Origin of the sequence: Streptomyces sp. NPDC059909, assembly GCF_042730885.1 — a bacterium.
Classification (GTDB): Bacteria; Actinomycetota; Actinomycetes; order Streptomycetales; family Streptomycetaceae; genus Streptomyces.
Genome location: NZ_JBHWKX010000086.1, coordinates 1 through 23,047, shown reverse-complemented (window position 1 = coordinate 23,047; position 23,047 = coordinate 1). Strand labels below are relative to the sequence as shown.

Annotated in this window: 20 protein-coding genes; 11 read left to right on the top strand and 9 right to left on the bottom strand. The window is 69.9% G+C overall.

What is annotated here, in order from left to right:
* Nucleotides 1-79: 79 nt before the first annotated feature.
* The 4 genes from ACFV9O_RS34595 to ACFV9O_RS34580 form a co-directional block, all read right to left on the bottom strand.
* Entirely contained in the window at nucleotides 80-1,225 is a 1,146-nt protein-coding gene (locus ACFV9O_RS34595; RefSeq protein WP_385425301.1) for a protein phosphatase 2C domain-containing protein, read from the bottom strand.
* A complete protein-coding gene (locus ACFV9O_RS34590; RefSeq protein WP_385425299.1) occupies nucleotides 1,222-1,887 on the bottom strand; it encodes a VWA domain-containing protein in 666 nt (221 codons plus the stop codon). Before ACFV9O_RS34590 ends, ACFV9O_RS34595 begins: the two co-directional genes overlap by 4 nt.
* 35 nt (nucleotides 1,888-1,922) lie before the next feature.
* The gene (locus tag ACFV9O_RS34585) at nucleotides 1,923-2,363 is read right to left on the bottom strand and encodes a hypothetical protein (protein ID WP_385425296.1); all 441 of its coding nucleotides are present in this window, start codon (nucleotides 2,361-2,363) and stop codon (nucleotides 1,923-1,925) included.
* Between the two features lie 62 nt (nucleotides 2,364-2,425).
* Entirely contained in the window at nucleotides 2,426-3,823 is a 1,398-nt protein-coding gene (locus ACFV9O_RS34580; protein ID WP_385425294.1) for a hypothetical protein, read from the bottom strand.
* A 400-nt stretch (nucleotides 3,824-4,223) separates the two neighbouring features.
* Between ACFV9O_RS34580 and ACFV9O_RS34575 the strand changes: the two genes are divergently transcribed.
* Nucleotides 4,224-4,742, top strand: coding sequence for a tellurium resistance protein (locus tag ACFV9O_RS34575; protein ID WP_385425291.1), 519 nt, complete (start codon nucleotides 4,224-4,226; stop codon nucleotides 4,740-4,742).
* Nucleotides 4,743-4,797: 55 nt separating this feature from the next.
* Here the strand turns inward: ACFV9O_RS34575 and ACFV9O_RS34570 are convergent, their stop codons facing one another.
* The 4 genes from ACFV9O_RS34570 to ACFV9O_RS34555 form a co-directional block, all read right to left on the bottom strand.
* Nucleotides 4,798-6,036: an McrC family protein gene (locus ACFV9O_RS34570; RefSeq protein WP_385425289.1), complete on the bottom strand. Its 1,239-nt coding sequence runs from the start codon at nucleotides 6,034-6,036 to the stop codon at nucleotides 4,798-4,800.
* Nucleotides 6,029-8,164 (bottom strand): AAA family ATPase, encoded by a 2,136-nt coding sequence (locus ACFV9O_RS34565; RefSeq protein ID WP_385425287.1) that lies wholly within the window; start codon nucleotides 8,162-8,164, stop codon nucleotides 6,029-6,031. The genes ACFV9O_RS34570 and ACFV9O_RS34565 overlap by 8 nt, the downstream gene beginning before the upstream one ends.
* Nucleotides 8,165-8,308: 144 nt before the next feature.
* Nucleotides 8,309-8,548 (bottom strand): hypothetical protein, encoded by a 240-nt coding sequence (locus ACFV9O_RS34560; RefSeq protein ID WP_385425284.1) that lies wholly within the window; start codon nucleotides 8,546-8,548, stop codon nucleotides 8,309-8,311.
* Nucleotides 8,549-8,866: 318 nt separating this feature from the next.
* Nucleotides 8,867-11,191: a M4 family metallopeptidase gene (locus tag ACFV9O_RS34555; protein ID WP_385425304.1), complete on the bottom strand. Its 2,325-nt coding sequence runs from the start codon at nucleotides 11,189-11,191 to the stop codon at nucleotides 8,867-8,869.
* Between the two features lie 379 nt (nucleotides 11,192-11,570).
* Here ACFV9O_RS34555 and ACFV9O_RS34550 point away from each other — a divergent pair, with 379 nt between their 5' ends.
* The gene (locus ACFV9O_RS34550; protein WP_385425281.1) at nucleotides 11,571-12,815 is read left to right on the top strand and encodes a LuxR C-terminal-related transcriptional regulator; all 1,245 of its coding nucleotides are present in this window, start codon (nucleotides 11,571-11,573) and stop codon (nucleotides 12,813-12,815) included.
* 176 nt (nucleotides 12,816-12,991) lie between these two features.
* On the top strand, nucleotides 12,992-13,171 hold the full coding sequence (locus ACFV9O_RS34545; protein ID WP_385425278.1) for a hypothetical protein: 180 nt from the start codon (nucleotides 12,992-12,994) through the stop codon (nucleotides 13,169-13,171).
* Nucleotides 13,172-13,523: 352 nt separating this feature from the next.
* Here ACFV9O_RS34545 and ACFV9O_RS34540 read toward each other — a convergent pair whose 3' ends face one another.
* A complete protein-coding gene (locus ACFV9O_RS34540; protein WP_385425275.1) occupies nucleotides 13,524-14,249 on the bottom strand; it encodes an IclR family transcriptional regulator in 726 nt (241 codons plus the stop codon).
* 356 nt (nucleotides 14,250-14,605) lie between these two features.
* Between ACFV9O_RS34540 and ACFV9O_RS34535 the strand changes: the two genes are divergently transcribed.
* From ACFV9O_RS34535 to ACFV9O_RS34500, 8 genes are read left to right on the top strand one after another with little or no spacing between them, the layout of a single operon-like run.
* Complete coding sequence (locus ACFV9O_RS34535; protein WP_385425272.1) at nucleotides 14,606-15,865, top strand: hypothetical protein; 1,260 nt, start codon at nucleotides 14,606-14,608, stop codon at nucleotides 15,863-15,865.
* Entirely contained in the window at nucleotides 15,853-16,218 is a 366-nt protein-coding gene (locus ACFV9O_RS34530) for a hypothetical protein (protein ID WP_385425269.1), read from the top strand. The genes ACFV9O_RS34535 and ACFV9O_RS34530 overlap by 13 nt, the downstream gene beginning before the upstream one ends.
* Complete coding sequence (locus ACFV9O_RS34525) at nucleotides 16,215-16,679, top strand: hypothetical protein (protein ID WP_385425265.1); 465 nt, start codon at nucleotides 16,215-16,217, stop codon at nucleotides 16,677-16,679. Before ACFV9O_RS34530 ends, ACFV9O_RS34525 begins: the two co-directional genes overlap by 4 nt.
* Nucleotides 16,676-18,649: a hypothetical protein gene (locus tag ACFV9O_RS34520; protein WP_385425262.1), complete on the top strand. Its 1,974-nt coding sequence runs from the start codon at nucleotides 16,676-16,678 to the stop codon at nucleotides 18,647-18,649. The genes ACFV9O_RS34525 and ACFV9O_RS34520 overlap by 4 nt, the downstream gene beginning before the upstream one ends.
* The gene (locus tag ACFV9O_RS34515; RefSeq protein ID WP_385425259.1) at nucleotides 18,646-19,605 is read left to right on the top strand and encodes an ABC transporter ATP-binding protein; all 960 of its coding nucleotides are present in this window, start codon (nucleotides 18,646-18,648) and stop codon (nucleotides 19,603-19,605) included. The genes ACFV9O_RS34520 and ACFV9O_RS34515 overlap by 4 nt, the downstream gene beginning before the upstream one ends.
* On the top strand, nucleotides 19,605-20,300 hold the full coding sequence (locus ACFV9O_RS34510; protein WP_385425256.1) for an ABC transporter ATP-binding protein: 696 nt from the start codon (nucleotides 19,605-19,607) through the stop codon (nucleotides 20,298-20,300). Before ACFV9O_RS34515 ends, ACFV9O_RS34510 begins: the two co-directional genes overlap by 1 nt.
* 11 nt (nucleotides 20,301-20,311) lie before the next feature.
* A complete protein-coding gene (locus ACFV9O_RS34505; protein WP_385425253.1) occupies nucleotides 20,312-21,748 on the top strand; it encodes an ABC transporter substrate-binding protein in 1,437 nt (478 codons plus the stop codon).
* Nucleotides 21,709-22,815, top strand: coding sequence for a lytic transglycosylase domain-containing protein (locus ACFV9O_RS34500; RefSeq protein WP_385425250.1), 1,107 nt, complete (start codon nucleotides 21,709-21,711; stop codon nucleotides 22,813-22,815). Before ACFV9O_RS34505 ends, ACFV9O_RS34500 begins: the two co-directional genes overlap by 40 nt.
* Nucleotides 22,816-23,047 lie beyond the last annotated feature (232 nt).

Below are 23,047 nucleotides of genomic sequence, written 5' to 3'. Positions count from 1 at the left end.
CCGTCACCCACCAGGCCAACAACAAGATCAGCACGCCCGCCGACACGCCTCTGGCGGCATAGAGGTTGACTCAGGAAACTCATGCGTCGACCTCCCATACGCAGATGACGGTCCGGTCGTCGTCGTATGACATCGCGCGGGTCTGCGCCTGCCACAGGAAGTCGGACATTGAGGGGACGACAGGACCGCTCCAGGCATCCGCGAGACGCAGCGCGAACTCGGGGTCTTTCTGGGTGAGCGGGTTGGTGATGCCGTCGGTGCCCAGGAGGAGGACCTCGCCCGGCACGGTCCGCAGTAGTGCGGCCTTAACACTGTGGTAGGCGTGGGGGAGGGCCTCGGTCCGGGTGTCGAGCAGTCCTCCGCCATCGTTGGGGTCCCCGTGTTCCCAACGGCCCTGGCGCAGCACGAATAGGCCGCCATCGCCCACACTGCACAGGACGCGCTCACGGACGCGAGCATCCGTGGGGATCAGGAGGACGTGCAGGGTGGTCGCGTAGTCCTGATCGGCATAGGGACGGGACTTGTGCCCTGCGGACGAAGCCCACCCGGAACGCAGTTCGCCGGCCGCACCGGCGACTGCCTTGGTGGCAAGGGTGCGAAGGTCGGCTTCGTTCTGAGCGCACAGCGCCGCGTATATGCTCTCGGCTTCCCGGTCCAGGTAAACGGCTGCCAGGCGAGAAAACGCGTCCGAGCCGACATGCGAGTACAGCGCCGAGCCCACGCCGTCGGCAACGGCCAATAGAAGCATTTCTGCCTCCGGCGGACCGATCCGCGTCACCGTCATGGCGTCCTGGCGACAGTTGCCCTCCCAGTTGTGGGAGTCACCGCGCACAGAGGCGGCCCGCACCGTCAAGCGCCCAACTCTGGCCCCGTCCAGAAGGACGGCAGGGGAGAAGGCCGCGAATTCGTCCGCGTCCCGCACTGAGGGACGCCCCAGAGGGTGAGGCGGATAGCTCGGCGGCCGCTTGCCGACGTGCGCCGGTACCCCTCGCAGGAACTCGGTTCCGGGTTCGGCGGGTACTACGACTTGCTCCGGCGCCGGAGGCGCCTGCTCCAGCGTGGGGGCAGCGCCTCCATGTACCTGAGTGATCGCGTCGTGCGCCATGACCCCGTACGGCAGGCCGGCGAAGTGCGTGTCGAGGTCGTCGGCATCGGCGGCTCTGTCAAAGCCAGCCGGCTCGTGGCTTGTGCCGCGGGACTCTTCGTGATTCACCTGGCCGCTCACAGCTTGTCCAGGGAAAGGCTGGTGAAGCCAGGCACCTGCTCGTCGACCTGGAGCTGGAACCCATCTCCGCCCTGCGCGGCCATGCTGGTCGCCGAACTGACGATGGACCGCGTGAGGCTCGACGCGAACTCACGGAGCGCGACGGCCGGGGTGATGGACGAGTCCTGCTGCAGGAACGCCTTGAAGTTGGCCACCTCCGTGATGGTCGCGGCGTCAGCGTCACTGATCCCGAACGCGATGATCTTCGGCGCGTAGCGGAACCCGTTCAAGTCCTTGAGTGCGTTGCGCCAGCCGTCGTCCGTAGGAATGCCGTCGGAGAGGAAGAACACCACGGGCCGGTACACGTCGTGGCCGTCCGCCTTCAGCGCTGCGACATCCTTCTCGATGGTGTCCTTGAGCAAGCTGAAGGCTGACCCAAAGGAGGTAACTCCTCCAGCGGACAGCGACGGAAGCTGCGTCAGCTCGCTCAGGTCGGCGAGCGGCTGCAGCACGGAAGCCTGGGTGGAGAAGCCGATCAGCGCGAAACGGGTCTTGTCCGCGACACTCGGATTGGTGCTGATCTCTTGGTGCAGGTCGGGCAAAGCCGAGTTGATAGCGTCCACGCCGGGACCGGACATAGAACCGGACTCGTCGCACACCATGTAAAAGGGGAGGATCTGCACGGGCTCTCCTGAGCGTAAGAGAGACGGCGTGGCCGTCAACGGGTGTAGAAGTAGATCTCGAGATCGGCTGCGCCGGAGGTGCCGCCGTTCCAGAAGTCACGCGTTGTCGCGTCGGCGAACATTCCCGGACGCGCCTTCCGCAGAGATTTGTTGATCTCGCGCGCGTATGCCTGGCCGTCACCGGGCTCGGGCGCTTGGCCGAAGGTGAGTACGAAGGCGGCGCTGCGACCCTCATACGCGGCGGTGGCGGCACGCAACTGCTTCGCCATCCGGGCGGTGTCACCGACCCCAGCCGTCACACGAACCTTCACCGGCTTGCGCTCCACGGACCGCGGCCCCAAGGGCGTCCGGCTGGGTTCGGGCGAAGGCTCAGGCCCGGCTGAGCCACTTGCCGACGGTGAGGGCCGGACGGCGGCCCTGGCGGCCAGCGGGTCGCCACGGTCTCCCATGGACACCAGCGCCAGCACGAGCAGCATGTCGGCAAAGAGCCACCCGGCCAGGTGCAGTGGCGTGAACCGAGGCCCCCTTTTCAGCGGGCTCACCGACTCGATCCGATCCCGGCGCGCAGTTCCCGGGCCTCCCGCAGCTCCTCCTCGGCGCGCTTCTGGGCCGCTTCGGCTCCGACCCGCGCCGCCTGTGCCTCGGCCCGCGCCGCTTCGGTCTCACGGAGCGCCTGCTCCAGGGCATCGGTGACAGCGCCGAAACGGGCGGCCGCATCGTGAAGGGCCAGGCTGCGAGCCTCGATACCGAGCAGGGCCTCACGAGAGACCTCCGCAGCCTCACCGGTGCGCTCGACAACTGTGCCCAGGTCGTTGAGGAGCCGACCGTTGACATCCGCGACAACCTCGATGCCGGTGGTGAACCCGCGCTGCGAGGCTGCCAGCACGGTCAACGAGTCCTCGACCTGCTGCGCCGCGTCCGACAGTGCGCTGCGGACGCGGTCGCCGTTGTCGCCGACCGCCATCTCCAGCCGGTCCGCCGTACGGGCGAGGACGTCACGCATCCCATCGCCGACTGTCCGCAACTCTTCCAATGCCTTGTCGAGGACACTGGTCTGCCCACTGACCGCGTCGGCCAGCCGTCGGCCCGCCTGTGTCAACGGGTCGTCCAGGTCATGCACGGCGGTCCGGATGGCCGTCCCGCTGTCCCGCACGGTCTCCTCGATCCGCATCACCACCTGTTCGAGCGGCCGCACGTAGGCCTCCGCCTGGGCGAGACGCTGCTCCGCCTTGTCCATGGCCCCGCTCACCAGATTGGCGGCGCGAGTGAGTTCCTCCTGCGTGGTGATGGCCTTCGTGTGCATGCGTTGCAGCCGTCCGGCAGCCGAATTGAGCTCTGCCGCGAACCGCTGAGGAGAGGCGAATCGGTGCTGGTTGAGCGCAAGCTGCGCACGTGTGAGGACTGGCACCAGACGGGCAAGGGCCGCACGGGAGCGCCGGCGGACCTGCTCTTCGCGGCGCTCGGCCGCGGTGCGCCGGTAGCCGTGCACTGCCGTGAGAACGAACAGCATCGCCAGGGCCAGACACCCGCCGACGGCCACGTGCCCGAACCGGAATGTCTCGCCCAGGTGCCCGTCGAACCCGGACTGCCACAGCTGCAGGAACGGCCGGCCTGCGGCCTTGGGGTCGTCGCCGGTAAGAGCCCCGTACGCACTCGAGGCCTGCCACAGCCCGAACCAGGTGAAGAGCAGAGGCAGGAAGACCAATGCTCCCAGAACCCAGTCCAGCACGGCGTCAAATCGTGCGCCGCGGCCATCCTCCCCGACCTCTGCGACGCTCTCGGCCCGGGCAAAGTGGCCCATCAGATCGAGGTCGGCCCAGGGGTCGAGGGCCTCCGTATCGCTGGAGCTGAGTGCCTCCGCCAGGGCCCTCAGCTCCTCGGCGCACGGTGCGAGCGCAGGATCCTGCGCCGCATCTTCGAGGTGACGTGCCGTCACCTCTTTTTCGAGTGTTCTCCCCGCGGACATTCCCCACCCCTGCCCGGTGACTCCGGGACTTTTGTGCAGATCCAGACGCGACGAGGACAGGGCCGTGACGTGCCGCCTACATCCCTGCCGCACAGAACAGACCGCTGAAGACTTTCACATCTTCTTCACCAGTCGCGCAATAATAGACGACGATCACATAGGTCGGGTGGCGTGGCGCGAAGCGATCACACAGATCGGTGATGTATGTGAGGGGGCCGCGTTGAGCGGTGACGGAAGACAGCGTGGGACTATCCATCTGGCAGGGGGAGGGGCGCCCGTCCAGCCCGAAAGGCGGACGTTGAGGGAGCCGACGACGCGTACCGTGGACCTCACCAAGCAGACGCCGCAAGCCCGGATCACGGGTCGAGGCGTGCTTCAGGTGAACCTCAACTGGTCGGTCACCTCCAAGGCCGACCTGGACCTGGGTTGCATGGTCCTGACCCGCGACGGAATGGGCATTGCGGTCCAACCCCTCGGCTCCCAGCTGGGGAACCTGGATGCCTGGCCCTACGTCAGTCTGGACCAGGACGACCGCACCGGCGAGAGCTCCGACGGGGAAACCCTCCGCATCAGCCTCGAGCACCGGCGGCAGTTCACCAAGTTGCTCGTCTACGTCTACATCTACGAGGGCGCGGCCGACTTCCGGACGCTGGGAGGCGTCGTCACCATCAGCGCACCAAGCGGCACCTGGCGCATCCACCTGGACGACTCCCCTGCCGGAGCCACCGCATGCGCGATCGCCTTGCTCACGTCGGGGCGGGACACGCTCGACCTGCGGCGCGAAGTCCGCTGGTTCACCGCGCAGCCGTGGCTGCCGAACCAGCTGCTCATCGACCGGGCATACGGCTTCGGCTTCGAGTGGGTACCGGGGACCAAGCCACCCCTGTGAGGCGGGGATGTACCAACGTGTGTGTTCTGGATGAGCCGGTTCTCTGCAGTCGGCTTCACAGCAGGGCAGTTCGCACCCATGCGGTCGCGTGTTCAGGATGAGCACGGGTGTCGATGCCGAGCACGTGGATGACGCCGAGACTGCCCTGCGGACTGCCGATCTGGAGGACTCGTCGGGCGTAACCGCCGCCCCGGGGATGGATGATCACCGCGCTCGGGTTGTCGGCAGGCGTGTAACCAGCGCTGTAAGTGAGCAGCTGGTGGACGTCGTCGGCGCTGACGCCGTGGCGGTCGTAGCGCTTGTACTTGGCGTCGATCGGCAGCAGCACGCGGTGGGCGGTGCCGGGGCCGGGGAGGCTGAGCAGGAGGTCCGGGCGGAACGTGGAGGTCTTCCCCAGGTCTCCGCGGACGGTGATGCCGGCCTTGCCGTTGCTGGGCACGGATCGACCGCCGTGCGGGGCGGCGGCCTCGGTGGCGAGGCGTCGGACGACGGCTTCCCAGAGCGCCGGCATGGGCAGGAGGAGGCCGCCCGCCGTGGTGCCGCGGTCGGTCAGCAGGTCGGTCACGCCTCCGCCACGCAGGAGCAAGCGTGCCCAGGTGTGGGCGGGACGGTAACGGGCGTTCAGGCGGGTGTATCGGGTGCAGTCGAGGGCGCGCAGGGCAGCGCCCGGGGTTGCGGTGTGAGGGAACGTCCCAGTGATGCTATGCAGGTCGCGAGCGAGCTCGGAGTTGGTGGTCAGCGGGAGCGCGGCCTTCAGCGCGGTTCCCAGGACACGGTTGTCCCAGATATCCGTTTCGCGCTCGAAGGTGCGGACATGCAGCCGGTCCAGCTGCCCGTAACGGTGGGTGGCCTGAGCGGCGACGTCCAGGCGCCCCCGGAGCATCGGTTCAAGGCTCTGGCGACGGACGTAGTCGCGGCGCAGACCATCCCGGACGAGCCTCTCGCACTCTTCGAGCAGGGCGGCGGCCACGAGCTCGGCGTAGCCGTCCGGCCCCGTGGTCCAGTGTCTGACCGACGTCGGGACGGGTGTGCAGAGCGCGTAGGCCAGCCAGCTCATCAGCTGCTCGCCAGGGATGGCGAACTTGGGCCTGATGATCAGCCGGACACGGTCCAGGACCAGCACCCCGACGATCGCGCCGGCCTTGAGATGCCATCCGGTGCGGCCCGGGTGCAGGGAGAGACGGCCGCCGGCCTGGAGGGCGTGCAGGCGATCGATGTCCCGGGCGGTGAGCTGTTCGCTGCCGAGCGAGATGGACCCGTACTCGTCGAGCTCGACCGGGGTGCGGTCAGCCATCGGCGTCCGGCGCGCCGCTGGTGAACTCGGTCGCGAGTGCGCTGGCGAGGTCCTGCGGGGACATGAGGGCAGGTCGGCCGGTGTCCGCGTCGACCATGCTTCCGAGGACGCTGTGCAGCAGGTCGGCCCGGCCGAGACAGTAGTCCTCCAGCAGGGGGATCACCTCGTGGTGGAAGGCAGCGGCCAGATCCTCCTCCGTCGCGATCGGCTCGCCGTCGCGCAGAAGATAGGCGTGCCCTATCTGGTGGTCGGCGTCGAGGTGGCGGGCGATGCGGGAGTTGAGAGACTCGAAAAACGCCGCCAGATCCAGTGGCCCGACGGTTCCCGATACGGCGTCCGGGTCGGGTCCGATGGGCAGGAAGGCGAATCGGCGGCGAACCGCGGCGTCCAGGTGGCTGATGCTCCGGTCCGCGGTGTTCATCGTGCCGATGATCCGGATGTTCGGTGGCACGGAGAACGACCGCTTGCTGACGGGAAGGTCGACCGGCAGATTGCGTTTGTCGAGTTCGAGCAGGGTGATCAGCTCGCCGAAGATTCGTGGCAGGTCACCGCGGTTGATCTCATCGATGATCAGGAGGAATGTCTGCTCCGGCTGGACGGCGGCCCGGCTGCACAGGGCGTGGAACAGACCGTCCGCGAGCGCGAGGGTCAACCCGGGCCCGGTGGCGCTCAGGTCCGGTTTGAAGCCCTCGACGAAGTCTTCGTACCCGTACGACGGGTGGAAGGTAACCAGCCGGACGCGGTCGCCTTGCAGCACCTCGGACTGAGCCTCCGCACGACGGCCTGGGTCGGTTCCCAGCACGTCCGCGCGGCCAGCCAGGGCAAGGGCGGCGCCCAGCGCGAGCCGGGTCTTACCGGTGCCGGGCGGCCCGTGCAGGATCACCTGCCCCTTGCGCTCCAGGGCGTCCAGTACGGCCTGCACGTCCTCGGGCAGCGCGACCGGAGCGCGCTCCTTCTCAGCCCGGTCCGCTTCTGGGTCGGAGTCGGCGCGGACGGCGGTGAACTTGGCGAAGAGGGCCGGGTCGACCTTGGCGAAGGTGGACCGCCAGCCGTGCTGGGGTTTTGACAGCTTCTGCGCGTGGGAGACGTCCCACTCCACTGGCACGACGTGCTGGAAATCCAGACGGTCCGGGTCGAAGCGGTAGCTCCCGTTGACTGTGCCGGTGGCCAGGACCTCGTCCACCCCGCGGTTGGCCACGAGCCGGTCTCCCGCTTCCAGGTCCCGGAACGCCAGCAGTCTGCGCGCGAGGGTCAGGCTGCCGCCGCTGCTCCCGGGCCAGCGTGTGTCCAGGGCCTCCTTCACTTCCGTGTCACTCTGGAACTGGCTCAGGTCGCCGAGTTCGTCCCATCCGACGCAGACGAACCCGCCGTCACGGCACTCCTCCCACCTGCGGCCGCGCGCACCAGGGGCAACCTTCCAGATGGTGCGCTGACGAGGGCGCGGATCGAAGGCTCCGTAGAGGAACCGAACCACCTCGTACGAGGTCCAGCCCTCGAACTCCGGCCGCGACCGTACGACTGCGAGCAGCGTACGGTTGCTGCGCCAGGCTGGTGAGCCAGCCTCCGACGCGCCGCCCAGCAAGGCGAGGAACTTGCGGATGTGATCGGCGGAGTACACGGGCAGGAAGTGCTCGGGGAAGTACGTGGCCAGCGACTTGGTCACCAGCGCCGGCCCGAACCGCAGCACGTCGAGTTCGTCGAGTGCCTCGAAGTCTCCGGCGGCCACCGCCTCGAAAGCCTGGACGTACTGTTCCCGCAGCCGCTCCCACGCGTCCCGCGGATCCATCCCCTTCAGGGGCGCCGCCAGCCGCCACTCGCCGGAGTTGTGGCGGTACATGATGTGCTTTGCCGCGCTGCCGCCCCTGATGCTGCCCAGGCGCGGCGTACCGAATTCCATCAGCCGGCAGTATGTCGTCCCCGTCGCGGACGGCGAGGCCTGCCCGAGGGCATAGTGCTCCAGCGGCAGCGTTCCCCACTCCTCAAGCGGAAACAGGGACAGCACCTGCTTGCGCTCGTCCTCGGCAGCTGACTCGACTTCCGCGACGGCGCCCCGGTTGAACTCGCCCGCCGCCGTCCACACATCCACCCCACCCGACATGAGGACCATGATGCCGGACCCGACAACCATGACTCCTGGAACGGGAAGGTTGAGCAGACGTCGGTGGGCGCGCTGTCGTGCCTGAGAACGCGAACAGATTGCGGCTCGCGCCCTGATCGTCGAGTTGACGCGCGTCAGGCGTGTGTCCGGCGATGCGACCTCGTCGGCAATAGGTCATGCCTCGTCGTCGTCCGCCAGGTTGTTGATGAGCGGCACCAGAAGGGGGTGAACCTTGAAGCCGGAGGCCCGGCTGGGACCGTTCTCGTACTCGGGGGTGAGCACCAGCACTGCGGACTCCGGAATCACCCCCTGCTCCTGCAGCTTGCCGCTGATTCGCTTGATCGGCTTGGTGAAGCCCCTCAGGCTGCGGTCGTCGTCGTAGTCGCAGATGTCGTAGACCGCCTGCGCTTCCACGTGACCGTCCATCTCGGCCGCCGCCTCCGAGGAGGGCGTGGCGGCTGAGTGGGGCCGGCTCGACGCGCAGCAGGTCGCCTTCGGTGGGCAGCGCGTGGTTCGTTTCGTCGTGGGTCTTTCATCTCTGCTTTCAGGGAAATGGGGCCGGGTGGCTTGTATATTGCGATGCGGCCAGGTCCCCGGACCCATCGACTCGGAATGCGCTCGGGAGCCCATCACCCCAGCCTCGCCGACCGGTTGCCGGCAGGGAGAAACACGTACCGCCGCGCCCGTATGGCCGGGCGCGGCGGGTGTGGGCGGTGCGGTGGAGAAGAAGGGTCAGAAGGTGAGGCTCCAGCTGTCGAGGTAGCCGGGGTCGACGGTGAAGATGCCAGGGGTGTTGTCCTGGACCCGGAGCTTCCAGGTGCCGTTGGCGGGTACCGCCGACGCATCGACGGTGTAGGTGGTGTGCAACTCGCCCTCGCCGATGTCCCAGTACCAGTCCTTGACCGGGATCTCCGTGCCGTTCTCGCTGACCAGGGTGACTACCTGACCGCCGATCCACGGGTGGTACAGGTCGATCGTGACCTTGAGGTCACTGGGGGCGTTGCCCTTGCGGCCGGTGACGATGAGCGGGGACTCGATGGTCTTCCAGTTGGGGATGTCGAACCGGGCGGGGTTGACGAAGAAGTCACTGCCGGAGGCCAGGACGGTCCACACGAAGCGCACCGTGCGCTTGGCCTTCGGGGAGTTCTTGATGGTGACGGCTGCCTTGAAGTGGCCGGCCTTCTTCGGAGTGCCGCTGATCAGGCCCGTTTCCGAGTTGATGGACAGGCCCTTGGGCAGCCCGTGCGCGGAATACGACAGGGGGCCCGGCCGGGAACTCGTCGCTTCGATCTGCCGGCTGGTCGGCTGGCCGACAGCCGAGTTCCGCGTGGAGGGGGTGATCACGGCGATGTGGTTCACATAGCGGGCGCCGACGTTGACGGCCGCCCAGGCGTTGCCGACGGCCTCGTAGGCGTCGCTGGTCGGACCGAACAGGTCGGCGGCGGCCCGGAGGGTGGCGGCGCGGGCTCCCGCGTAGTCGGTGCTACTGGTCATGTAGACGGTCAGCGCCCGGTACCAGACGGCGGTCGCGTCGCGCTGGCCGAGACCGGCGACCGGGAGGCCGTCGTATGTGGGGCTGTCGTAGGCGACGCCGTTGATGGTCTTCTTCCCGCTGCCCTCGGAGAGGAGGTAGAAGAAGTGGTTGGCCACGCCCGAGGTGAAGTGCGGGTCGAGCTTCCTGGTCTCGGGGGTCCAGTAGTCCTGGGAGGTGCCCTTGGCGGAGGTGTCCTTGGAAGGCTGGTCCATGTAGCGCAGCGGCTTGCCGGTGCCGCGGACGTCGGCGAGCTCGCCGATCATGTAGTCGGGGACATCTGCGGGGTTGTTCGTGGAGAACTCCACGGAGGTGCCCATGATGTCGCTGGTGGCCTCGTTCAGGCCGCCGGACTCACCGGAGTAGGTCAGGTTCGCGGTGGCGTAGGTGACGCCGTGGGTCATCTCGTGTGCGGCGATGTCGAGTTCGGTGAGTGGCCTGGCGTTGTTCAGGCCGTCGCCGTAGGTCATGCAGAAGCAGCCGTTGTCCCAGAAGGCGTTGGCGTATCCGTCGCCGTAGTGGACCCGGGAGTAGGCGCCCACACCGTCGTTGGCGATGCCGTTGCGGCCGAAACGGTCGTGGTAGAAGTCCCACGTCTGCCGCTGGCCGAATGCGGCGTCCACGGCCGCCGTCTGGCGGTCGGCCGCCGTTCCGTCTCCCCAGACGTCGTCGTCGTCGGTGACCAGGACGCCGCTGCCGCCGACGCCGGTCAGGTCGTACGTCTTGTGGCCGCCGCGCTCGGGGTCGGTCAGCTCGTAGAGGCTGCCGTTGCGGGCGGTGCCGATCGGCACCTGACCGCTGTACTGGCTGTGGCCGGTGCCTGAGTGGATCTGTTCGACGCTCTGGAGCTGCCTGCCGGTCGTGGCGTCGGTCACCACGCTCAGGCTGCTCGGGGTTCCGTCCTCCTGCTCACCGCTGACGACGGACTGCCAAGCGAGCGTCGGCGTCCCGCCCCCGAGCCAGACGACCAGCTTCGGCGATCCGTCCGTGGCCGCGTCGTCGGTCTTCTTGGCCTTCGCCGCGGCCAGGGCGGACTTCCTCGCCGTCGCGGCCGAGACGGCGGCCTTGGTCGTCGGCACCGACACCTTCACGTTCGAGGACTTGGTGACGGTACGGACCGCGCCCTGCTCGTGGACCACCAGGTCTCCGCCGATGACGGGCAGGCCGGCGTAGGTGCGCTCGTAGCGGGTGTGCACGGTGCCGTCGGCGTCCTTGACGACGTCCCTGGGTATCAGCTCCTCCCGATCGCCCAGCTTCAGGGAACGGGCGGTGGTGACGCGTGCCTCGGTCGCGGCCTCGAGCAGCTTCCCGCGCTGCGCGGTGGAGAGCGCGACGGCCCTGGCACCGGGTCTGGACTCCGCCGTTATCTGCCGTGGTGCTTGATCCGTACCGACCGAGGTGGTGACGGTGCCCGAGGCGGGCAGGACCGAGACGAAGAGCGCGGCCGTGGCGACGGCCGCAATGGCCGCGACACGCCCGTAACCGGAGATCCCATGACCGGAGGGATGGGGTTTGTGAGGCGACATGGCCCTGCGGGTACGGAAGTTGTTCGGCACTGCTGAAACTCCTTCTGTCCGGACGTGTGGTGCCGGCCGATGAGGTGGGGGAGCCAGAGGCTGTGAGCGCCTACGGCGTGAAGGCGCGAAGGCGTGCGATGTGGGTGTGGGGCGACGCGGTCGCACAGGCGGTGGTCGGAACGGACTTTGGCACCGCCTCTTGCGAGGGCCCCGAGAGAGGGCCGCGGCCGGCTGTCGGCCGAAGCTGCTCGGGCTGCCCCAGGTAACGTGCCGACGTGTCGACCGGGTCGCTGAGACCGAACAGGATTCGACGCACCATCGCGTCGGCGGCTCGTGATCACCCTGTCCGGAGCGCAATCCGCCAGGCAAGGAGGTCAGGAGTGCGGGTATGCGCAACTGCGCAGATGTGAACAGGAACAGACTGGAGACGGAACGAGTCCCCCCGGCCGCAAGGGAATGTAACGATCACGTGATCACTCCGGCTGACTCCTCCGCGTACGATCGGCCGAGCCAGCGCACCGAAAGGGGGACGACTTTGGCGGATTCATCAGATTTGCCGTGGGCGGGGACCGGTCTGAGCCCCTTGGCCGGCCGGGTACTCGAACGCCTGGTCACACAGCCGGAACTGAGCAGCGAGGCGGTTGCCGAAGCACTCGGGATCACCTCGGCAGCCGCCGAACGCGCCCTACAGGCGCTGGAGAACGAACACCTGATCGTCCGCGTCAGTGACCGGCCCACGCGTTGGAGCGCGGGCCCGCCCCGCTCCACCCTCGGTTCGCTGCTCGCCCAGAAACGGCAGGAACTGGCGCGGGCGGAGCTGTACATGGAGCGGTTGCACGAGGCATACCGCTCGGCGTCGCACCGTCAGTTCACCTCCGACCTGTTCGAGGTGGCGGAGAGCGCCGAGCAGGTCGGGGTGCGCTACGCGCAGCTGCTCGCGTCCAGCCGGCACGAGGTGCTCCACCTCGCCAAACCTCCATACGTCACCCAGTCCGCGCGCCTCGAGGGCACCTCGGTGCCGACTGCCCCCGCTGCCGTTTCAGACGCGCCGACTCCGGAGATGCCGGTGCCCGACGGAGTGCGGTTCCGGTCGGTGTACGACACCGACGGGATGACCGACACCGTTTCGCTGCGCACCGCCCTGAGCGGCACAGCCCGGGGCGGGGAACTTCGGCTGCTGGCCGGGCTCCCGATGAAACTGGTGGTGTTCGATGCGACGGTCGGCATCATGCCGCTGCGGCAGGAGGACCCGTCTGCGGGTTCGTTCATCGTGCACTCGGCCACGCTTCTCGGGGTGCTCACCGCGCTCTTCGAAAGCGTCTGGGAACGGGCGACCCCGGTATCGCTGGACAGCGGCCCCGGTCGACCGCCGATCACTGCGGCGGAACCGGACGACCAGCCTCCGGGGCGGATGCGCGACATCCTCACTCTGTTGCGCGCGGGTCTGACGGACGACGCGATCGCCCGGGTCCTGGGGCTGAGTCGACGGACGATCCAGAAACACATCAGCGAGACCGCCGAACTCCTCGGCGCGCGGACCCGCTTCCAGATCGCGCTGCTGGCCCGCGAACGAGGCTGGCTCGGGGACGCCTCGGACGTGGTGGCGGCCCCCGCCGAACGTACGGCCGGGTGACCGGCCTGAGGTAGCGGCGTGTTCAGCGCGACATGCCGGGGCATCCGTGATGCCTGGCCAGGCTCCGGAGTATGAGAGTTCGTCTGCGAGGGCCTTGATCCGGGCGAAGCCCCTCGTTGCCATGACCCGCGCTCGCGACGGCCGTGGCGATCTGTCCCAGCCACACCATGGACGACGTGATCTCATGCACGCCCGAGCACACCGACGACGCCGCGGACTGCCCGGTGCTGACCCTCACCCTGTCCGACCCGGCGATCCGTGCCTACCGCGCCGCGGGGGCGGATGAGGGCGACACGCGGCCCTTCAGCGACCGGCTCGTCGCCGTCTCCCTGCAGCGGGACATCCGGGTGACGTGAGTTCGTGCCCTCAGCCGCGCCGATCACGCTCCTGACGTAGATGCCCTTGCGGCGGGGGCAGAGTGACGGCCTCCCCGCCGTCCGAGATTCGGAGGGAGTCCGCGAACTCGCTGTGCTACGCCGCCCGAACCTCGGCAGATCACCCTGATGCTTGCCCGAAAGGACAACGGACGGCAGGTAGTTGCCGCAGCTGTCCCTCGCCACGTGGAATACGGGCACCGGCGGGACTGTGGTATGCAGGCGCCCAGGGCAGGGGACTGGACACGGGCCCGGCCCGCGCCCTCAGTCCCGCCGGCCGCGCAGGCGGCGACCGCGTGAACGCCGCCCGCGCAAACGGCGACCGCGCAGCGCCCTACGCCCGTCGCCCCCACCCGGAGAACAACGCGTGGCCCGCCTCGCGCGCGACTTCCAGGACGACCGGGGCCAACTGCCCGAGGTCCATCGCCTGGGAGTCGCCGCTGAGCGAGAGCGCCGCGGAGGCCGCGCCGCCTCCCCGCAGCGGAGCCGCGACGCAGGAGATCCCCGTCAGCGATTCCTGGTTGTCCCAGGCGACACCGTGCCTGCGCCGGACCTGTTCCAGTGCGTTGTGCAGGCTGGGGACGGTGCGGATCGATCGCGGTGTGCGGACCGGCAGCCGTGCGCCGTACATGGCGTCGATGTGGTGCGGATCGAGCGTCGCCAGCAGCGCCTTGCCCACCGCTGTGGTGTGCGCGGGCAAGCGGCTGCCGAGGCGAGTGGGCAGGTTGGCGGCGAACCGTCCGCCGACCTTGTCCAGGAAGACCACCTCGCGCCCGTCCAGCACGGCGAGATGGCCGACGAATCCCGTTCGCCGGCACAGCTCGTGCAGCAGCGGGCCGACGACGTCCCGGATCTCGCTGTGGCCGGCCGCAAGTCCGCCCAGCTCCAGCGTGCGCATGCCGAGGCGATAGCCGCCGGCGGAGTGTGCGAGCCACCGGAGCCGGATCATCTGGTCGAGTATGCGATGCAGGGTGGAGCGCGGCAGGCCGGTGCGTTCGGTCAGCTCCAGCAGGGACAGCTTGGGCGTGCCGGAATCGAACGCGTCGAGGATGAGCGTCATCCGCTCGATCATGGTGTTCGGCGCCGGGGGCTGTGGCCGTGCCCGTGGCATGGCGCACGGGCCGCCGCCGTGCCTGACGGAAGAGCTGCTCGCGAACGCGTCGACTGTCACCGGGACCGTCACCTTCCACCTCCGCTTGGTGGTTGACGCCAGAACTGCCTGGCTAGTCGGTATCGCAGGTTCCGTGAAACAGGAAGAGGCAGGACGGGTCTACGGTGGCGGACCCGGCGTCCGTCGCTGTGTCCCGGTGAGTGGGAGTGACGTGGTCGCCAGCCGAGATCAGCTCTGCTCGCCCGTGCGGCTTCCGCGAAAGTCGTGGCGGTGACACCGTCGACACCCGGAGGACGTTCATGCCCGTGAAAGCGACCTCTTCCCTCCTGCCCCGGCGCGGGCGCGGGCTCGTCGGAACGGGTGCGGTCGTGCTGCTGGTGTGCCTTCCGCCGGCGGACGTCGCCGCCGAGCCGGGTGAGGAGGGCGGCTGCCCGGTGACGGCGACCGCGCAAGGCGTTCAGGTGATGGTCAGTGCCAGCGACAATGCGGCGCTGCAGGCGCCGTCGGGTGTCGGGGTGCCGGTCGCGCAGGCGTGCGTCGACCACGGGGTCGAGGAATCGTCCGGGTTCGCCTCCAGCCCGTACCCGGGCGAGAGCATCGTCTCGGCGCCCGCCCTGATCGGCAGCCAGACGGGACAGTCGATTCCCGGGTACCCGGCGTACGCGGCCTCCCGCTACCCGTCCCCCGAGAAGGCCGAGACCGGGCAGCAGGGCCACACGCTCAGCTCGCACAGCGACAAGAACTCCACCCGTGCGCAGGCGCGGACACAGCTGGGGCAGGACGCCGCATCGGCGGAGACCACCGCGCGCGCGAACGCTGCCGTGGATCCGGTGCGGCGGGCGAGCAGTGCGTCGGCCACGGCCGACACCCAGCCGATCACCCTCAACGGCGTGCTGCAGCTGGGCCGGGTACGGAGCGAGGCGACCGCGACCGTCGGCAGGGACGGGAAGCTCGTACGTGCCTCACAGCTGAGTGTCGGCCGTACCGAGGTTGCCGGACAGGTCGTGGAGATCACCGAGGACGGTGTGCAGGCCGTCGGCCAGAAGGGGCCGCTTCCGGAGAGCGATCCGGCCAAGGCGCTCGAGGCCGCGGGAGTACGGGTGCGGTACCTACGGCCGGAGAACACCGAGCAGGGCGTCACGTCGGCCGGCGTCGAGATCCTCGTACGGCAGCAGGACACACAGTCGGGCGCGGTCTACACCGTGCACTACACCTTCGGCCGCGCGTTCGCCGCTGCCGCTCCGGTCGAGCCACCGCCCGGTGGCGGTGGGGACGTGCCACCGCTGGAGGGGCCACCCCCGGCCGCCGGCGGCGGCGAGGAGGGGCCTCCCGCGGCACCGCCGGATGCGGCACCGGCCGAGGAACCGCCGGACGAGCAGCCCTCGGCGCCGGACGACGGAGCCTCTTCCGGCCCGAAGAACCCTTCGCCCGCTCACCTGATCGGCAACCCGGTCGACATGGGGATGACCGGTCTCTATCTCGTCGTCGCGTTCGGAGCCGTGGCCACCTTCGCCTTCGGAACTCTGCTGCGCCTGTTGGGAGTGAGGACCCGATGGACATCATGACCCGGGCACGCAGCCAGTGGGACCGGCTGACCGCGGCAGCGGCGGCCGTCGCCGGAGCCGTCGTGCTGATCATCGGCTGGCGCGGGGTGAGCGGGACCGCGTACGTGGCCGAACAGGTGCCGTACGTCATCAGCGCAGGGCTCGGCGGACTGTTCCTGCTCGGAGTCTCCACCGCCCTGTGGCTCTCCGCCGATCTGCGCGACGAGTGGCGCAAGCTCGACCGCATCGAACGGGCGATCAAGGCCGCCGGTGAACTCGGTGCGGTCGAGGTCGGCGCGGCCCCAGACGGCCGCGACCGCACCGTCGACCACGACCGCACCGTCCTGCTTCCGCCGATCGAGGGTGCGTCATGACACGAGGGGGCGGCGCGACAGGAGTCGGCGGGCGCTCGGAACCGTGGCAGGACCGCGACGCCCTGATGGTCTGCGGCACCACCATGGCCGGGCTCGCGCTGCTCGTCACCGCATGGTTCGGCGCCGGCGGAACGGCAGTGGTGGCGCGACAGACAGCGTGGCTGAATCTCGCCGTGGCGGGATTTGCGGTCTCGGCCATCGGCCTGTGCCTGTGGCTGCTGCGAGTCCGGCGTGCGGTGGGGGAGCGGCGTATCGCGCTCATCTCCCTTGCGCCGAGGGAGGAGCCGGAGGACTCGTACGAGGCGACGCCGCTCCGCCGGGCCAACACGGCACAGCAGCAGCTGGTGCGGGCGACAGGCATGGTCAGGCTGCACCGTCCGGACTGCCCGCTGCTGGACGGTAAGGACGTCATCGTGGCGGCCCCTGGCGACGGCGAGCTGTGCGGGGTGTGTGCCGCATGAACGAATGGCTCCCGTTCGTCGTCATCGGCATCACGACCGGCTCCGTCTACGGCCTGGCGGCCATGGGCCTGGTCCTCACGTACAAGACGTCCGGCATCTTCAATTTCGCGCACGGGGCGATCGCCGCGGTGGCCGCGTACGCGTACTACGACCTGCGTGTCCTGCGCGGGCTGCCCTGGCCGGTGGCGCTGGCCATCGCCGTCGTCGTGGTGCCGCTCTGCGTCGCGCTGGTCATGGAGCGCCTCACCCGGAGCCTGGCGGGCGCCGCCCCGACCACGAAGATAGTCGCCACCGTGGGTCTGCAACTGGCCGTCACCATGGCCTTGGTCGCCCACTACGGCGGCGCCGGACTGGACTTCCCCGGGTTCCTGCCCACCGACACCGTCGAGGTGATCGGTGTGATCGTGGGGGTCGACCAACTGATCTCCGCGCTCGTGGCCGTGCTGGGCGCCGTGGGATTCTTCGTGTTCTTCCGGGTCTCCCCGATGGGCGTGAAGATGCGCGCCGTCGTGGACGACCCGGCGCTGCTGGAACTGGCCGGCACGAGCGCGTTCGCGGTGCGGAGCCGGGCGTGGCTGATCGGATGCTGGTTCGCCGCGGTCTCGGGCGTGCTCCTGGCCCCGCAGATCGGGCTGGATGCCCTGCTGTTGACCATGCTGGTGGTGCAGGCGTACGGAGCCGCGGCGGTGGGGCTGTTCTCCAGCCTTCCGCTGACGTACGCCGGCGGGCTGCTCGTCGGGGTGCTGGCGGCCGTGGCCACCAAGGCGGTGTCGGGCTCCGAGCTCTTGTCGGGGCTGCCGCCCGCGCTGCCGTTCCTGGTGCTGTTCGCCGTCCTGCTGCTGGCGGGCCGGAGAAGGCTGGTCGAGGTCGGCGGGAGCCGCTCGGCGCCGCCCTCGCGGCCGTTGATGGGCAGGGCCGCCGCGCGGGTGACGGCGGTCGCTGCGGTCGCGGTGGCTGCGGTGGTCCCGTTCGTGGTCGGCGCCAAGCTGCCCGTGTACTCCACGGCTCTGGTGTTCGTGATGGTCTTCTCCTCGCTCCATCTGCTGGTACGCACCTCGGGCCAGGTGTCCCTGGCCCATGCCGCGCTGGTCGCGGTGGGCTCGTCGACGTTCTCGCACCTCGCGGTCGGGGCCGGCCTGCCCTGGCTGGTCGCCGTGCTCCTTGCGGGTGCGGCAGCGGTGCCGGTCGGCATGCTGGTGGCCGTTCCCGCGATCCGGCTGTCCGGGCTGTATCTGGCCCTGGCCACCCTCGGTTTCGGCATTCTGCTCGAACGGGTCGTCTACGGCTCCGCGTTGATGTTCGGTGCGACGAGCACGCTGCCCGCGACGCGCCCCGCCCCCTTCGAGGGGGACAAGGCCTTCTACTACGTACTGCTGGCCTTTGCCGTCGCCGCATTGCTGCTGAGCGCGGCCATCGGGCGGAGCCGACTGGGGCGGCTGCTGCGCGCCATGTCCGATTCGCCGACGACGCTGTCGACCCTCGGGCTCGGAGTGAACGTCACCCGGGTCACCGTGTTCGCCGTCTCGGCGTTCGTCGCCGGAGTCGCCGGGGCGCTCCACGCCTCACAGGGACAGTCCGCGACAGGGGTGCCGTTCGTGTCGTACACCTCGCTGACCTGGCTGGCGCTCCTGGTGCTCTGCACCGGTCTGCGCGCGGCCGCGCCGGTGGCCGCGGCGGCGCAGATGGCGATCGTCCCTGCGTACGTCACCGACGCGACCGTCGTCGCATGGCTCCCGGTGGCCTTCGGCCTCGGTGCGCTCGCGGTGGCCCTGCGCGAAGCGGGTGCCGCCGGACGACGACCGGCAGGGGAGGGGTCCGCGGAACCGGCGGCGCAGCGGGCCGCCGAACGCCTCGGCGCGCCGGGACCCGCCGCTCAGCGGCTGCGAGCGGCTGCCACGAGGATCGTCCGCCGCGGTGAGCCGGCGCGCGTGCGGGTCGGTGCCGGTCTGGCGAAGGGGGTGTCGCGGTGAGCGGTGGCGGCGACGGGGGACGTGCGGCGGTGCGCGGTGGCGGTGAGGGACGTGCGGCGGTGAGTGGCGGCGAGGGACGTGCGGCGGTGCGCGGCCGCGACGGCGGGAGCACCGTGAGGACCCGCGCCGACGACGGGAGCACGGCGGTGGTCCGTGGTGACGAGGCGGATGCCGCGCAGGCGAGCCGCGGCAACGACGCGGGTCTGGGCGTCGAAGGACTGACGATCCGGTTCGGCGGGAACACCGCCGTGAATGCGGTGTCCTTCGATGCGCCGCTCGGCCGGATCACCGGGCTGATCGGCCCCAACGGGGCAGGCAAGACCACCACGTTCAACGCCTGCTCCGGTCTGCTGCGACCGTCGGCCGGCACGATCCGCCTCTTCGGCCAGGACATCACCGGCCGTCCGCCCTCGGCGCGCGCTCAGCTGGGACTCGGCCGGACCTTCCAGAAGATGGACCTGTTCGACTCGCTGACCGTCCAGCAGAACATCGCGCTCGGACTGGAAGCGCGCCTCGCACGCAGCCATCCCGTCAGGCAGCTGTGGTGCCCCCCGGCCGAGCGGAAAGCGGTCCGGCAGGCCACCGAGGAGGTGCTCGAGCTGTGCCGGCTCGGAGACCTCCGCCACCGTCCGGCGGCCTCGTTGTCGACCGGGCAACGACGGTTGGTCGACCTCGGCCGGGTGCTGGCCGGCCGCTTCGAGCTGCTGCTGCTCGACGAGCCGTCGTCGGGTCTGGACACCGCGGAGACCGAACGGTTCGGCGCGATCGTGACGCGGGTCGTGGCCGAGCGAGGCTGCGGGGTGCTGCTGGTGGAGCACGACATGGCTCTGGTCATGTCCGTCTGCGAGCACCTCTTTGTCCTCGACTTCGGCGAAATGATCTTCCAGGGCACCCCCGCCGAGGCACGGGCCAGCGAGACCGTGCGCGCCGCGTACCTGGGATCGGAGGCGGCATAGTGCTGGAACTTCACGGCATCAGCGCCGGTTACGGCGATACGCCCGTACTGCGCGAGGTCTCGCTCTGGGTGCCGCCCCGCTCGGTGGTCGCGCTGCTGGGACCCAACGGCGCGGGAAAGACCACACTCCTACGGGTTGCCTCCGGCCAACTGGCCCCCAGCGCCGGACGGATCCGCCTCGACGGCCGGGACCTGACCGGAAAGTCCTCGCACACCCTGGCCCGGCGCGGGGTCTGCCACGTGCCCGAGGGGCGCGGGGTGTTCCCGAACCTGACAGTACGGGACAACATCCTCGTCCAGGCCGCGGGCGCGGACGTGGACGAGGCAATCGAGAAAGTGGTCTCGGCCTTCCCGGTCCTGGGGCGGAAACTCCGCCAGAGTGCCGGTTCGCTGAGCGGTGGCCAGCAGCAGATGCTCGCGCTGGCCCGCGCCTACGTCACCGACCCCGTCTACGTCCTCCTCGACGAGGTGTCCATGGGCCTGGCGCCGGTGGTCGTCGACGAGATCTTCGGCTTTCTCGGCGAGCTCGCCGCCTCCGGATGCGCCCTGCTGCTCGTCGAACAGTACGTCACCCGGGCACTGGAGCTGGCTGACTACGTCTACCTCATGAACCGAGGACGTACCGGGTTCGCGGGGGAGCCCGGCGAACTCGACGGGGCCCGGCTCATCGAGCAGTACCTGGGCGCACACACGTGATGGAGGAAACCGTGACCCCACCCCGAACGCGCACCCGAACGCGCCGCCCGCAGGCGGCCTTGGCAGCGCTGAGCCTGGTGGTGCTCGCCGCCTGCGGCACCCGGCTCGACCACGACACCATCGTCCGGGCCGGCTCGGGCACCGGCAGCGGCCAGGCCGGCACGGGAACGGCCGCGGGCGAGCTCGTCCCGGGAGCGGACGGGGCGGGCGAGGGGCAGACCGCGGCGGGCGCGACGGGCGACAGTGCCGGGCCGGCGGAGGGTGGGGGCGACGCAGCGGGCCCGGGCGGTGCGGCAGCCGGCAACGGCAGCGGCGGGAACGGCAGGGGCGGCGGAGGCAACGGCGCCGGCCGCGGCGGTGCGCCCATCGTCATCGGCAGCGTCGGCACCCTCTCGGGGCCCGGAGGCGTCGCCTTCGGGCAAGGTCCGCGCGCCTTGCAGGCATGGGCGGCAGCCACCAACACCGCGGGTGGCATCGACGGCCGCCAGGTCAAAGTGATCGTGATGGACGACGGGGCCGACGCCGCCAAGGGCCGTAGCCAGGTGCAGGAATTGGTCGAGCGCCACAATGTCGTCGCCATCGTGGCGGCGATGACGACCACACACACCCTTGCCGCCTGGAAGGGCTACGTCGAGCAGAAGAAGGTCCCTGTCGTCGGCGGCGACTGCTCGACCACCGCGTGGACGAGCAGCCCGGTGCTGTTCAGCCAGTGTCCCTCCACGAACTCCCAGATGGACGGACTGGCGAAGGTGGGCGCGACCTACGGGAAGGGCAAGAAGCTGGGCGGCCTCTTCTGCACCGAGACCGATGCCTGCTCGCACGCCGAGGACCGCATGTTCGGGAGCGGCAGGGCAGCCACCCGGTTCGGCCTCGATCCGGTCTATCGCGCGAAGATCACGGTGACACAGCCCGACTACACCGCCGAGTGCCTCCAGGCACGCAATGCAGGTGTGGAGCTGATGATGGTCACCGGGGACCCGAACACCGTTGCCAGGGTTGCCTCGTCCTGCCGACGCCAGAACTTCAGCCCCCAGTTCCTGCAGCCCTCGGCCACCGTGGGGGCGGACAGCGCATCCAAGCCGGGTCTGTCGAATGTGCTGGCCGCGATGGCCGTCTTCCCCTTCAAGGGCACCTCGTCCCCGTCCATCCACGAGTTCGACGCGGCGTGGAAGAAGTACGGCGGCGGGAAGGCACCGGGGCCGGCGGCCGCGCAGGGGTGGGCGTCGGCGAAGGTCTTCGAGAAGGCGGCGCGCGGCGCGGGCGAGATCAGCAGGGCCGGACTGATCAAAGAGCTGTACACCTTCCGCGGGCAGCGTTTCGGCGGCCTGACCGTCCCGTTGACGTACGTCGCGGGGAAGGGCACCGCCGATACCCGTTGTGCCTTCTTCATGCGGGGCTCGGGCGGCGGGTGGACAGCACCCCTGGGCGCGAGGCCGGTGTGCTGGTGAGCGCGCGCCCGCAGCTGTGGCCGCTGGTGATGGCCGGCCTGGTGGCCGCCGGCGCGACCGGTGGCATGGCGACCGCGACCGCCTGGCAACTGGCGGCCCCGTCCACGGCGGTGGCCACCCCCGCGGCGACCGACAGGGGAGGTGGCACCCCGCCGCTGTATCCGGACCCACCACCCGCGATGCTGCTCGTCCCCGAGACGCGTCCGGTGCCCTGGACCACCCCATTGTCCGCGGCCAAGAGCGCCTTCGTACCGCCACGCCCTCCGGCCGCGTACGGGATACCCGGCCGGGTGCTTGCCGCCTACCGCGGTGCGGTGCGGGCGCTGGCCGACACCCGCCCCGGGTGCGGCCTGAACACCGCACTGCTGGCGGCGATCGGCCGGGTGGAGTCCGGCCACGCCCGCGGCGGCGACATCGACGCCACCGGCCGCACCCGAAGCCCGATCCTGGGTCCCCGGCTGGACGGCAGCCCCGGCGTCATGGCCATCCCTGACACCGATGGCGGTGCCCATGACGGCGACCGCGTCTGGGACCGGGCCGTGGGTCCCGCACAGTTCATCCCCTCCACCTGGCGTCGCTGGGGCTCCGACGGCAACGGCGACGGGTCGGCCGACCCGCACCAGGTGGACGACGCCTGGCTGGCCGCCGGGCGCTATCTCTGCGCCGCGGGGGGCGACCTGCGGGGTGCCCAGGGCCTGCGGCGAGCGATCCTCGCGTACAACCACTCGGAGGAGTACCTGCACTTGGTGCTGAGCTGGATGCGCGTCTATTCCGGTCATATCGCGGCGAGCGGGGTGACCGCTGCGTCTGGCGATACGTCATCCGAGCCGCAGGTCGAGCCTTCTGCGAAGCCGAAGGACCGGCCGTCCCGGCAACCCGGCTCCCCACCCGCGAAGCCGGCTCCGGCCCGACCGCCGACCGGCAAGGACCCGTCCGGCCCGCCCGACGACCCACCCGCACCGCCAACGCCGCGGCCGAGCCCCTCGCCGGGGCAGCCACTGCCCGTACTCCCTGTGCCGATCACTCCACCGGAGGGGTCCGGCCCAGGCGGCCTCGAGGCGCCCTGATCAGGCAAACGTCAACTGTCGTGTATCTGCCGTCACTTGGTAGTTTCCCCTCTGCCGTCCCCCACCCCATGGTTCGGGCATCGTTCGGTGAGTCAGTGCTCAACAGCGCGCTGTCGTCGCCGTGCGGGGCTCCTCTGAGCTTGACGTTTAACCCCGCAGGTCACTCGACCTGCTGATCTGCGGTTTTTTCCGGGACAGCGGAGGCGGCCGTTCTCCACGCTTCGAGATGTCA

What these genes read in the sequence shown, in the direction of transcription:
- ACFV9O_RS34565 (WP_385425287.1), bottom strand. Translation starts at nt 8,164, where the DNA reads ATGGTTGTCGGGTCCGGCATCATGGTCCTCATGTCGGGTGGGGTGGAT.
- ACFV9O_RS34550 (WP_385425281.1), top strand. Translation starts at nt 11,571, where the DNA reads ATGCGCAACTGCGCAGATGTGAACAGGAACAGACTGGAGACGGAACGA.
- ACFV9O_RS34540 (WP_385425275.1), bottom strand. Translation starts at nt 14,249, where the DNA reads ATGACGCTCATCCTCGACGCGTTCGATTCCGGCACGCCCAAGCTGTCC.
- ACFV9O_RS34525 (WP_385425265.1), top strand. Translation starts at nt 16,215, where the DNA reads ATGACACGAGGGGGCGGCGCGACAGGAGTCGGCGGGCGCTCGGAACCG.
- ACFV9O_RS34530 (WP_385425269.1), top strand. Translation starts at nt 15,853, where the DNA reads ATGGACATCATGACCCGGGCACGCAGCCAGTGGGACCGGCTGACCGCG.
- ACFV9O_RS34555 (WP_385425304.1), bottom strand. Translation starts at nt 11,191, where the DNA reads ATGTCGCCTCACAAACCCCATCCCTCCGGTCATGGGATCTCCGGTTAC.
- ACFV9O_RS34570 (WP_385425289.1), bottom strand. Translation starts at nt 6,036, where the DNA reads ATGGCTGACCGCACCCCGGTCGAGCTCGACGAGTACGGGTCCATCTCG.
- ACFV9O_RS34585 (WP_385425296.1), bottom strand. Translation starts at nt 2,363, where the DNA reads ATGCTGCTCGTGCTGGCGCTGGTGTCCATGGGAGACCGTGGCGACCCG.
- ACFV9O_RS34520 (WP_385425262.1), top strand. Translation starts at nt 16,676, where the DNA reads ATGAACGAATGGCTCCCGTTCGTCGTCATCGGCATCACGACCGGCTCC.